This is a genomic window from Lishizhenia sp. (genome assembly GCF_033720595.1).
Taxonomy (GTDB): Bacteria; Bacteroidota; Bacteroidia; order Flavobacteriales_D; family Crocinitomicaceae; genus Lishizhenia.
In genome coordinates this window covers 1-11,759 of sequence record NZ_JAWWCF010000086.1, presented here as the reverse complement: position 1 = coordinate 11,759, position 11,759 = coordinate 1, and the positions used below count along the sequence as shown (strand labels likewise).

The window sequence follows — 11,759 nt, the reverse complement described above, 5'->3', positions numbered from 1 at the left end:
TGGCCTTTTGCATCTGTGGGATGGGTGACGTCATTAATCCAACGTGCTGCAGCCAGTCAGGAAAGAATAAATGAATTCCTAAAGCAAGAGCCTGAAATTGTAAACCCTACACAAGAAGAGTTAGATTTCCAGGGGAATATTGAGTTTAATAATGTTACGTATACCTATCCAACATCAAATATCACAGCGGTTAAAAACCTCTCATTTACTATTAATAAAGGGGAGACATTGGCCATTTTGGGAAGAACAGGTTCTGGTAAATCAAGTGTGATTCATCTTTTAATGCGTCAGTTTGATCCGCAAGAAGGTGAGGTGTTGATTGACAACAAGAACTTAAAGGAAGTGAACTTGGAGGAGTACCGCAAAGATACGGGCGTTGTTCCGCAAGAAGTGTTCTTGTTTTCTGATTCTATTGCCAACAATATTAAATTTGGTTTAACAGAAGATAGGGATGCAACACAAGAGGAGTTGGATGCTGTTACCAAGCAAGCCCACGTTTACCATAACATCACAGATTTTAAAGAAGGATATGAAACCTTGTTAGGTGAACGAGGTGTTAATTTAAGTGGTGGTCAAAAACAACGTATCAGTATTGCTAGAGCCTTGATGCGTAAACCAAAATTCTTGATTTTAGATGATTGTTTATCTGCGGTAGATACAGAAACTGAAGAAATCATCCTATCGAATTTAAAACCTCAAATAGAAAAAAACACTACCTTAATTGTTTCTCATAGGGTTAGTTCTATTCGTAATGCCGACAAAATTATCGTGTTGGATGACGGACAAAAAATAGAAGAAGGAACCCACCAATCTTTGATGCAACTCAAGGGAGTTTATGCTGAAATGTATCAAAAGCAATTATTGGAAGAAGAAGAGAGCAAAAAACAAGTAGAGAACAATTAAGATCGGCGGCTTACATGAAGGAACAACACATACACATTAAGGGTGCTCGCATGCACAACCTCAAGGATGTAGAAGTTAAAATTGAACATGGAAAATTAACGGTGATTACAGGTCTTTCTGGATCGGGTAAATCATCCTTAGCCTTTGATACCTTGTATGCAGAGGGGCAACGTAGGTATATAGAAAGTTTATCTGCGTATGCTAGACAATTCCTTGGGAAATTAGACAAACCAGAAGTTGACTTCATTAAAGGTATATCACCTGCAGTAGCGATAGAACAAAAGGTGAACTCTACGAATCCTCGATCTACAGTAGGTACCATTACCGAGATCTACGATTTCTTGAAAATACTATTTGCCCGTGTGGGTAAAACCTATTCTCCTATTTCTGGAAATGAAGTAAAGAAACACAACGTTAGTGATGTGTTGGATGCTATAAACGCATTGGAAAAGGGGACAAGAGCGTTGGTGTTAGCACCTCTTTTAAACATCGATAAATACGGAATAGATAGACAATTGAACTTGTTAAAAGATCAAGGATATGTGCGTGTTTTGTTTGATGGTGAGTTACACCAGGTAACAGATTTGATAGAAAATCCTCCAAAAAAGGTGAAGGAAGGATATTTGGTTATTGACCGTATTAAGTCTGACAAAGACAGTGAGGAAAATATATCACGTATTGCAGATTCTGTTCAATTGGCCTTTGCCGAAGGAAACGGAACCTGTATTATTCAGCTGCATGATACGAAGGAGGAACTCGAGTTTTCTAACCGCTTTGAATTGGACGGAATGGAATTCGTAGAACCGACAGAACACTTTTTTACCTTTAACAATCCTTTTGGAGCGTGTAGAACGTGTGAAGGATTCGGTACCGTTATCGGTATAGATGAGTCTTTGGTGATACCCGATAAATCATTGAGCGTATATGAAGGAGCAATTTTGCCCTGGAACAGTGAGTCTATGTCGAAATACCTCAATGGCCTAGTGATGAATGCTTCCAAATTTGATTTCCCTATACATAAACCTGTGGAGGAGTTATCGGAGGAACAATATGAATTGTTATGGACCGGTAATAAGTATTTCGAAGGTATCAATGATTTCTTCTCTTTTGTAGAAAAGAAAAGTTATAAAATTCAATACAGAGTATTACTTGCAAGGTATAGAGGGAAAACCAAGTGTACAGATTGTAAAGGAACACGACTTAGAAAAGATGCTTCTTACGTAAAACTAGGAGGTAAAAACATACAGCAGATTGTTTTAGATTCTGTAAAATACAACCTAGAGTTCTTTAAAAATCTAGCCTTGGGAGAACGATACGAAATGGTAACCAAACGTGTTTTACCAGAGATCGTTAATCGATTGGAGTTGCTCTCTAATTTAGGGTTGAGTTATTTAACCTTAAACAGACAAGCCAATACCTTATCAGGAGGTGAATCGCAACGTATCAATTTGGCCAACTCTTTAGGTTCTTCATTAGTTGGGTCAATGTACATCTTAGATGAACCTTCTATCGGTTTACACCCTAAGGATACAGATAAATTAATTCAGGTTCTTAAAGATTTAAGAGATATAGGAAACACGGTAATTGTGGTGGAGCATGAAGAAGCCATGATGGAAAATGCCGATAGTATTTTGGATATTGGTCCTATGGCCGGAGTGCATGGAGGAGAAGTTGTTTTCCACGGTGATCACAAGGCTTTGATAAATGAAGAAAAGAGTTTAACCGCTCAATACCTTACAGGAAAGAGAGTTATACCTACGCCTGATTATAGACGCCCGACCAAAGATAAATTAACCTTGAAAAAGGTATATGCCAATAACATTAAAGGAATGGAAGTAGATTTTCCTTTAAATAATCTGGTTTGTGTTACAGGTGTGAGTGGTTCGGGTAAATCTTCTTTAGTGAAGGATGTGTTGTTTCCTAAGATGAATGAAATTTTAGGAATTCACCGCGGTGAGATGAAGTACTCTGGAATATTAGAAGGAGATACACAACGCATACATACCGTTGAGTTTATAGATCAAAACCCAATTGGTAAATCTTCGCGAAGTAATCCTGTGACCTATGTTAAGGCTTTTGATGACATACGTGAATTATTCAGTAAACAACAACTTTCAAAAATCAGGGGATATAAGCCTGGGTGGTTTAGTTTCAACGTAGATGGAGGTAGATGTGAAATGTGTGAGGGAGAGGGTGAGATTACCGTTTCTATGCAGTTCATGGCCGATGTTCACTTAAACTGTGAAGCTTGTAATGGAACTAGATTTAAACAAGAAACCCTAGAGGTGGAATACAAAGGACATTCGATCGCTGATATATTGGCGTTGGATGTAGAGAATGCTTTGGAGCTTTTTAAAGAAGGAACAACCCGAACGGAGGAGAAGATTGTAGAGAAGCTACAACCGCTGTTTGATGTTGGTTTGGGATACTTGAGCTTAGGTCAAGCATCTTCAACTTTATCTGGAGGTGAAGCACAACGTGTAAAATTGGCCTCGTTCTTAATTAAATCTAGAAATCCAAAACCTACTTTGTTCATTTTTGATGAGCCAACAACAGGTTTGCATTTTTACGATATAGAAAAACTATTAGTTGCCTTTAATGCATTGATTGGTATTGGGCATTCTGTGATTGTGATTGAACACGATATGGATGTTGTAAAGTGTGCTGATTATGTGATTGATTTAGGACCCGAAGGGGGAGATAAAGGAGGGAACCTTGTTTTCGCAGGAACACCAGAAGATTTAGCGAATTGTAAGGACTCTCATACAGGTAGATTCTTGAAAGAAAAACTAGAAAAGGAAGTAAAGATTAAATAAGGATGTATCATCCAAAAAAAAGCCCCGAATTATTGGGGCTTTTTTTATGGTCTTAATCTACTAATGGCGTGTAATTGTCTTTCTATGGTTTGATATTCACCGTTGGGTTTGGGCCCCAGTGCAGGTGCCGCCACGATGTAACCGTTAAGGTCTATCAAAACATATTGAGGGTAGGTTAAGATTTGGAAATCTTTGATGATATCACCTTCTTTTTCCACCTCAACAATTTCCCATTGAATATCATATTTCTTTTTAATTTTTTCTAAACTTTGATTGCTGTTGTTCACGATAAAGGTTGTGAATTGTGTGGTTCCACCGTATTTCAAATAAAGTGCTCTTAAAAGCTCTAATTCGGCCATGGAGTTTTTAATGTCTGTATTCACAAAACTCACGTAATGGTATTTACCGATGTAGTCACCCTTTTGTTTCGTTACATCGTTGTGCGTGAACTCAAAGTTGGGCGAGCGAACACCTGGCTTTAGTTCTGTAAGCCTTTTACGCATGTTTTTAGCAATGTCTCTGTGTTCGTGGAACAAAGCGAATCCTGCCAACGAATCGAGTACATTTAAAATAGGCTCTTGTGGATAATCAACGTTGTAGTATAAGTCACTCATCATGTTAATCAGAACCAATTCTCTAACGCGAAGATTGTGTTTCACTTCATAAACATTACCCAAAGTGTTCATCAATAGGGTTGGACTTGATTGAACTAAAGCATTGTAGAATTCTTGTTCTTTTGTTCTACTTAAATTGTAGTGATAGTTTTCATAGAAGTTTAAAAAGTATTCCATGTATCTATCATTGCTATAGCTAACGGTAAAGGGTTTTAAGTAGAAATCAAATTTTTGCAAGCGATTACTGGCTCCAATAAAACTTAAGTCATCTAAACTTGCTAGGCCATAACGACGGTATACCTCGAAGTAAGAAGAAGTGTCGTCTTTGTATTTTTCTTGGATTTCCATGTTAAAGGTATCCAATTTATACATGAATTCTCTGGCTCTAACATCTGTTCTTCTATAGTTCGTACGCAAGAAATTCAATATCTCATCATCGTACTCAATGATTTTGTAATTGATGTCTGTCTCTGGGAGTCCACCAAAGAAATATTCTACCAAGTTCCCTTCTGGTCGTTCAGGGTTGTAGGGAGATTTGTCTTTAACATACAAATCGTATTGCGCATTGGGTTGGACGTAGGTGTAGAAGTAGTTGTTGTTGATTTTCACCTTTACTTTTTGGGTTCCTTTAGTTGTGAAACGCACATTGAAGGTACTGTCGGTAGAAATGGTACCGCTACCAATTTTTCTTTCGTAACGGGTTAGGTAATCTACAATTTCGAATACTTCTACTGTTCCGCTACCCATGTTCTGCGCATAGCCTTCTATAAAAACTTCTTGTGCTTGCGCATGTGTAACTGTACTTAGCAGTGCAATGCTTAAAAGTGAAAGGATGTATTTCATATAATTTTTTAAACGAGTAAATCTGGATTGGTTACGAATTTGTGAATTTCGCCTCCTGACTTATATATCTCACGTACAATTGTTGAATTTATTGCGGCATATTCCGGAACTGTCATAAAAAATAAACTTTCTATGTCAGAAATCTCCAAATTCATTTGAGCAATGCTGCGCTCGTATCCAAAGTCTTTCGAGTCTCTTAATCCTCTGATTAAGTATTGCGCTTCAACTTCTTGACAAAACTTCACCGTTAAGCCTGTATACGATTGAACTGAAATTCTGGGGTTATCTTCGAAAAGTGAGGCTATATGTGCGATGCGTTTATCTGTATCGAACAAATATTGTTTAGAGGTATTGATACCAACACCTATGATTATTTCGTCGAATAATTCAATGGCTTTGCGCACAACGCTTTCGTGTCCTTTGGTGAAAGGATCAAAAGATCCAGGGAAAACTCCTCTTTTTATAGTGTGACTCATGTTTTCTTGTTTGTAAACAAAATTAATGAAAGGTTTTAACTCGGCTTCGTCTAATTGATATAAATCTGAATGAAGTAGATGTAATGACGATTGCGCTAGGGGTAGAAAGGGTAGTGCCTTGGTTTTGCGAGATTGACAAAGCAAGGAGCAAAGCGACTTTAGAAGCTCTTGAGCCTTGGTTTTGGAAAGGAGAGAAAGCCAAGGAGCTACAACTGAATGACCCGTTTAAGCGCCCTTAAAAATAGAAAGCTATGAAAAATGTTAGTTGTGAAATGTACGATATATATGAACGTTTGGCGATGCACCAAACACCAGTGCGATTGTATTTAAACACTGAAGAAGGGGAGCGAATTGTTGAAAGTAGCTTTGTGACGTTTAAAGTTTTAGAAGGGGTGGAACATGGTTATTTAGCCAACGGAGAGCATTTTCCTTTGGTAAATATTTCACGTTTCGAAAAACTTAAGGAAGAATGATTTCAGCTGTGATCGCGTAGTGATCGCTAAATGCTTGGTCTTGGACCTTGAAATTTTGAGAACCTAATGTTACATCATGCCAGATGTAATCTATTCTACCCGCTGGAATTTTACCCGCGTAGGAACGTCCTAAGCCTTTACCTGCATTTCTAAAGGCATCTTTATATACCTTGTTGAAAAGGTTGTAGGTATGCGAAATAGGAGGGTCATTGAAATCTCCACAAATAATTACTGGGTAAGGAGATGCAGCCGCATGTTTTAAAATCAGTTGTGCTTGTTCTGTTCTTGCTGGATAGGCATTTTTAAGTTTTTTTACCGTTGTTTTTAAGCGCAGTAAGTTTGTTTCCTCGTCATCTTCTAAATTAAAATTAACGTCATCTGGTTTGATCTTTACACTTTGTAAATGGGTATTGTATACGCGTAAAGTATCCTCGTTCACTTTTACATCTGTGTAAATACAATAGTTGGTCGCAGATGCCGGAAAACTAACCTCACCTTTAGAAATGATGGGATACTTTGAAAAAATACTTACCCCAAAGTTTCGTTTCTTATTTTGTTGGAAACGCACACGCTCATGATACTCCTTGCTTTTTAATAGCTTGGTAAGTGTCTTTTTGGTGTTGAATTCAGTATTACCATCTGTGTAAAAATATTCTTGTAGGCACAATATATCAGGATTTTCATTTTTAATGAAAGCCATGATACTGTCCTTATTGTCATAATTGTTCGCTTGTGATGAAAGATAGAAATCGAACAATCGAACGTTGTAACTGGTGATTTTCAGCGTTTGATCTGCTACAGTTTGAGTTTGTCCCCATCCTAAATTGATGTATCTAAAATGAAGTTTACCTCCTAATAATATTACCACTAAGGGTAGTAAAAACCACCTAGATTTACCAAAGGTGAAGTAGATTAAAAAGAGTAGAGTGAATACTAGAAGCAGGGGGTAAACTAATCCGAATAAGGGAAGTATCCACAGGGTTTTTGGAGGTACGTAAACACTGACGTAACTCAGGAGTAAAGCAATACTGGTGAGTAACGCAAAGAAATGCATCAAAGTTCTAAGAGAGAAGAAGCGCTTTTTCTTATTTGACATTTCTACTGTATTCGAACAAAATTTCTTTTTCGCGTTTGGTTAAACTGTCGTAACCGGCTTTTTTTATTTTCTCCAAAATTGCATCTACTTGTTCTTGTTCTATGTTTTTGAACTCGTTGTAAGCTTCATCAGAACGAGTGTTATATTTCTTGTTCTTTACCACCTTCATTTTAGAACGTTTTACTTTGGGTTGCTTCGACTTGCTGAACAATTGCTCTAAGCGTGCAATTATATTCTTCGGTGAACCCAAGTTTTGAACAGAAAGGTAACCAATTAGAGCTCCTCCTAAATGTGCAAAGTGTGCAATCTGATCATTCTTAGAAATGTTAATCAAATCAGAAAGAAGGTAAAGTCCGGCCAAAAGAATAATACGAACGGGTAGAATACCAAAAAGGTGAACGGTCATATTAGGTCTGTAAAATGCTACAGCCATAAAGATGGCCATTACCGAACCTGAGGCTCCCACTACGTAAATTCCAGATGCTTGTAACCCCGGGAAAAGTTGGTGGGCGATAATTTGTACCAATCCTCCAACCACACCTCCTAACAGGTAAGTGTACAAGAGTTGCTTTTTGGTAAAGAACTGTTCGAACATGCGACCTACAAAGAAGAGTACCAGCATGTTCATGAGTAGATGGTAAAAACCAAAGTGGGCAAAGATGCTCGTAAATAATCCCCATGGATGGGTAAGCAATCCTTTAAAATCTCCGTGTAACACAAAGATTTGTTGCAAAACATTATGTGTGCTAGCTTGTGCCGAATAGCCTAATAAACCGGCAAAAGCTAAGGCAATATTAATCAATAAGAATACGGCAAGGTTAATTCCGATTAACTTGATGTACATACCGCCATAATTCCATTGGTATTTTATTTCTTCTGTAAACGTTCTACTCATTTTAGTAAAAGTTAGTTCTTGACTTCTGCCAAATCTTCACCATGATGAAACCGATAAGTGCCCCTGCAATGTGAGCTAAGTGTGCAATGTTATCTGTTGGGTTGTATTGTATGGTTTGTACCACTTCATACACTAAATAAATGCTAACAAAGTATTTAGCTTTAATAGGGAAGGGGAAGAAAAGTAGCATGATTTCCATGTTGGGAAAAAGGTAAGCCGATGCAACCAAAATTCCGAACACGGCTCCACTAGCACCTATCATTGGCGTTCTGAGCATATCAACATACTCTCGCATAACAGATCCACCACTGGTGTAATATTTACCTTCTTTTAATAGTTCATGTACGTCCTGATAGTCAAACCCCATCGCAGTAATTTGCTTTCTCACTTCTAATAATTCATAGTATCCAATGCCTTGGTAAAGAATAAAGGCACCAATACCAGTTACGAAGTAAAAGATGAAAAATCTTTTGGGACCCCAAACTTGTTCGAGTAGGTTACCAAAAAAGAGTAAACCAAACATGTTTCCTATTAAATGGCCTAAGGAACCATGCATAAAAAAGTGCGTTACTATTTGGAAAGGCTGAAAGAAAGGAGAGCTAAATACATATCCTCCTAAATAATTAGAAAATAAAAATCCTTGCTTTAACCCAAAGTACGTGATGATGTACAATACTACATTAATCAATAGTAGGTTCTTGGTAACAGGGTGTAAGTTATTTAAGAAATTCATGCAAATCTTTTGGTTAATTCTTCTAAGCTAAGGGTGTCTATGATTTTTAATCCACTCGGACTAAACATATGGTCTTCTGCTTGGAAGAGTTGTTCTATTAAGTAATCTTTTTCTTCTTCTTTTAGTCCTTTGTTTCCACTCATGGCCGCTGCCGACGCAAGTGTAGAAATAAGGGAATGCGCCAACTCACCTTTATCAATTTCATTGTGCGCAATTTTCTCGGTAATAGAGTCTACCAATATTTGTAAGACTTCATCTTGTACCAAATTAGGTATACCTGCTAATACTAATTTATCAGCTTCAAAACTGTAATGGAAACCAAGTCGTTCCAAAGAAGTTTTGTTGTTTTCCCATTCCAAACGCTCTTGCTTAGTTAGTTCTTGTTCAAAAGGGAAAAGTAATTGTTGTGAGGCAATAGGGTTGAGCATGAAGTTAGCCATGAGCTCGTCGTATAAAACTCTTTCTTTGGCGCGTTTGATATGAATTAACATTACTCCAGATTTAATCTGAGAGAAGAGGTATTTTCCGTGAATTACAAACTGTTGTTTGCCTGCCGCTGTTGATTCCTTTTCAAACACTTCCTCTTGTTGTGGTTGTGTTTCTTCTTCCTCGGCTATTTCGTAGAAGTTTTCCCAGCTCTCTGTGCTCGGAGTTAAGTTACCAAAGCCATGTTGAGAAATGGCATCTGACTTCTCATATTTAGTAGCACTCACTTTCGTGGCTGAGCTATGTGAAGTAGATTTCGATTTCTTTTCCTCCTCGAAAGGATTGTAATTAGGGTTAACTTGTATGGTTGGCTCCTTCGGCTCTTCGTACTTGTAAGAAAGCGGAAGGTCAAATTCTGTTTCACGGTTAAAATCCATGGTAGGGGCAATGTTATATTTTCCCAACCCTAATTTAACCGCACTACGCAGAATAGAGTAGATGTACTTCTCTTCTTCGAACTTAATTTCTGTTTTGGTAGGGTGAACATTCACATCTATACTGTGTGGGTCAACCTCTAAAAACAAAAAGTAAGAAGGATGAGTTTTTGCTGGAATTAGATTGTCGAAAGCTGCAGTTACTGCATGGTTGAAATAACTGTGCTTAAAGAACCTATTGTTCACAAAGAAGTATTGTTCACCTCTTGTTTTCTTAGCAAATTCCGGTTTTCCTACAAAACCTGATATTTTAACGATGTCTGTGTTCTCTTCAATAGGAACGAGTTTATCGTTGAATTTCTTTCCAAAGACATCTACGATACGCTTGCGCATGTTCGCTGCTGGTAAATCGTGTATGATGCTATCGTTATGTGTAAGTTTAAAACCAACATCGCCGTGCGAAAGGGCAATACGCGTAAATTCTTCTACGATGTGTTTAAATTCTACTTGGTCTGATTTTAAAAAGTTTCTACGCGCTGGTACATTAAAGAAAAGGTTTTTAACACTGATGCAAGTACCCGTAGCACCTACGCATTCTTCTTGGTGGATAACCTTACTACCTTCAACGTATAGTTCACTTCCTAAATCGCTATCTGCTTGTTTAGATTTAATGCTTAAATGAGAGATAGCTGCGATAGATGCCAATGCTTCTCCTCTAAATCCTTTTGTTGTTAGGGCAAATAAATCATCGGCGTGCTGTATTTTACTGGTAGCATGACGTTCTATACTCATGCGCAAGTCTATTTCAGACATTCCGCCACCATTATCAATTACCTGAAGTAAAGTCTTTCCGGCATCTTTCACTACAAGTTCCACAAAAGTAGCTCCTGCGTCTATAGCATTTTCTACTAATTCTTTCACTACAGATGAAGGGCGTTGAATCACCTCTCCGGCTGCAATTTGGTTGGCAATGTGATCTGGTAATAATCGAATAACTTCGCTCATTTACTTCTGGTCTATGTTTATAATATCTGACGAAAATGTGTCTAATGTGCCAAATATATAATAGCAAATGAGAATAAGAATACCCAAGATGATTAGAAGTCGAACATTTGACGCTCTCGATTTATTTTTATACTCGTCTTGAATAGAAAACGAATTCTGCATACGCGTTTTCACTTTGTTTCTATATGCTTCATCATCTGTTACTTCCCCCTTGTTCTCGTTGTTGTAACGGTCTGCCATGGCTTGCAACTTCTCTTTGCGTTCGTCATAGTAACGGGGAGCGTAATCAAATTTTTTATTTCTGTTGACTTTTATAAATCGAATGCGTTCTAGCATGATACTTGTAATTTTTATGCGCAGATGTTCGTAAATTCATCCTCAAACAAAGTTAAGGGTTTCCTGCATTTAACCCTCTTTTGTGAACAATTATTATTCCATCTGGTCGTGGCTGACACAACGACAGTTATTTTTACAGTATGCAAAGAAAAACTAAAACTACAGGACTCATTTTAGGCTTAATAAGTCTAACGACATGGTTTACGCTTACCAATTTTGTTTTGGCTCCGGCAGATGAGGAACCAGAATTTTTGCAGCAAGACGATACTTGGGCACGGCAAACCTTGGATTCATTGACCTTGCGTCAAAAGATTGGTCAGTTTTTCATGTTAGCGGCGTATTCCAATAGAGACGAAGCTCACTTGTTGGAATTAGACAAACACGTAACCGAGAATGAGGTTGGTGGTTTTATCTTCTTTCAAGGAAAGCGAAAAGAGACCAAAGAAAATATAGCACGCTTACAAGCAAAGAGTAATATTCCCCTGTTAATTGGGATGGATGCAGAATGGGGGGCAAGTATGCGATTGAAAGGTGTAGAACGTTTACCGTACCAAATGACCCTAGGAGCAGCCAATGATGAAGCATTGACAAAAAGAGAGGGAGAAATAATAGCAGAAGAACTAAAAGCACTAGGGATACACATCAACTTTGCACCTGTAGTAGATATTAATTCAAACCCGAATAACCCTGTAATTGGGTTTAGAAGTTT

General features: G+C 37.8%; 11 protein-coding genes. 4 read left to right on the top strand and 7 right to left on the bottom strand.

Annotated elements, in window-relative coordinates:
• On the top strand, positions 1-903 hold a 903-nt coding region (locus tag R3333_RS07745; RefSeq protein ID WP_318958218.1), incomplete at its 5' end, for an ABC transporter ATP-binding protein.
• 14 nt (positions 904-917) lie between these two features.
• Positions 918-3,719 (top strand): excinuclease ABC subunit UvrA, encoded by a 2,802-nt coding sequence (gene uvrA, locus R3333_RS07740; protein WP_318958217.1) that lies wholly within the window; start codon positions 918-920, stop codon positions 3,717-3,719.
• 44 nt (positions 3,720-3,763) lie between these two features.
• Here the strand turns inward: uvrA and R3333_RS07735 are convergent, their stop codons facing one another.
• Together R3333_RS07735 and coaD are read right to left on the bottom strand one after the other, a co-directional pair.
• Positions 3,764-5,176, bottom strand: coding sequence for a hypothetical protein (locus R3333_RS07735; RefSeq protein WP_318958216.1), 1,413 nt, complete (start codon positions 5,174-5,176; stop codon positions 3,764-3,766).
• A gap of 8 nt (positions 5,177-5,184) precedes the next feature.
• Entirely contained in the window at positions 5,185-5,652 is a 468-nt protein-coding gene (coaD, locus tag R3333_RS07730) for a pantetheine-phosphate adenylyltransferase (protein WP_318958215.1), read from the bottom strand.
• Positions 5,653-5,903: 251 nt separating this feature from the next.
• Here coaD and R3333_RS07725 point away from each other — a divergent pair, with 251 nt between their 5' ends.
• The gene (locus tag R3333_RS07725; protein WP_318958214.1) at positions 5,904-6,125 is read left to right on the top strand and encodes a hypothetical protein; all 222 of its coding nucleotides are present in this window, start codon (positions 5,904-5,906) and stop codon (positions 6,123-6,125) included.
• Here the strand turns inward: R3333_RS07725 and R3333_RS07720 are convergent.
• The 5 genes from R3333_RS07720 to R3333_RS07700 are packed head-to-tail and all read right to left on the bottom strand — an operon-like array spanning position 6,112 to position 11,050.
• Positions 6,112-7,221 (bottom strand): endonuclease/exonuclease/phosphatase family protein, encoded by a 1,110-nt coding sequence (locus R3333_RS07720; protein WP_318958213.1) that lies wholly within the window; start codon positions 7,219-7,221, stop codon positions 6,112-6,114. The two genes, R3333_RS07725 and R3333_RS07720, sit on opposite strands and share 14 nt — an antisense overlap.
• On the bottom strand, positions 7,211-8,116 hold the full coding sequence (locus tag R3333_RS07715) for a rhomboid family intramembrane serine protease (protein WP_318958212.1): 906 nt from the start codon (positions 8,114-8,116) through the stop codon (positions 7,211-7,213). Before R3333_RS07715 ends, R3333_RS07720 begins: the two co-directional genes overlap by 11 nt.
• Before the next feature lies 1 nt (position 8,117).
• Positions 8,118-8,849: a rhomboid family intramembrane serine protease gene (locus R3333_RS07710; protein WP_318958211.1), complete on the bottom strand. Its 732-nt coding sequence runs from the start codon at positions 8,847-8,849 to the stop codon at positions 8,118-8,120.
• Positions 8,846-10,714 carry a DNA mismatch repair endonuclease MutL gene (gene mutL, locus R3333_RS07705; protein WP_318958210.1) on the bottom strand — a complete coding sequence of 623 codons (1,869 nt, stop codon included), beginning with the start codon at positions 10,712-10,714 and terminating at the stop codon, positions 8,846-8,848. The genes R3333_RS07710 and mutL overlap by 4 nt, the downstream gene beginning before the upstream one ends.
• On the bottom strand, positions 10,715-11,050 hold the full coding sequence (locus R3333_RS07700) for a hypothetical protein (protein WP_318958209.1): 336 nt from the start codon (positions 11,048-11,050) through the stop codon (positions 10,715-10,717). It abuts the gene before it with no gap.
• Between the two features lie 140 nt (positions 11,051-11,190).
• Here R3333_RS07700 and R3333_RS07695 point away from each other — a divergent pair.
• The coding region (locus tag R3333_RS07695; RefSeq protein ID WP_318958208.1) for a glycoside hydrolase family 3 N-terminal domain-containing protein at positions 11,191-11,759 on the top strand (569 nt) is incomplete at its 3' end.

Bases quoted from the DNA above. Each gene is read 5' to 3' on its own strand.
- R3333_RS07710 (WP_318958211.1), bottom strand. From the start codon at position 8,849: ATGAATTTCTTAAATAACTTACACCCTGTTACCAAGAACCTACTATTG.
- R3333_RS07700 (WP_318958209.1), bottom strand. From the start codon at position 11,050: ATGCTAGAACGCATTCGATTTATAAAAGTCAACAGAAATAAAAAATTT.
- R3333_RS07735 (WP_318958216.1), bottom strand. From the start codon at position 5,176: ATGAAATACATCCTTTCACTTTTAAGCATTGCACTGCTAAGTACAGTT.
- coaD (WP_318958215.1), bottom strand. From the start codon at position 5,652: ATGAGTCACACTATAAAAAGAGGAGTTTTCCCTGGATCTTTTGATCCT.
- uvrA (WP_318958217.1), top strand. From the start codon at position 918: ATGAAGGAACAACACATACACATTAAGGGTGCTCGCATGCACAACCTC.
- R3333_RS07715 (WP_318958212.1), bottom strand. From the start codon at position 8,116: ATGAGTAGAACGTTTACAGAAGAAATAAAATACCAATGGAATTATGGC.
- mutL (WP_318958210.1), bottom strand. From the start codon at position 10,714: ATGAGCGAAGTTATTCGATTATTACCAGATCACATTGCCAACCAAATT.
- R3333_RS07720 (WP_318958213.1), bottom strand. From the start codon at position 7,221: ATGTCAAATAAGAAAAAGCGCTTCTTCTCTCTTAGAACTTTGATGCAT.
- R3333_RS07725 (WP_318958214.1), top strand. From the start codon at position 5,904: ATGAAAAATGTTAGTTGTGAAATGTACGATATATATGAACGTTTGGCG.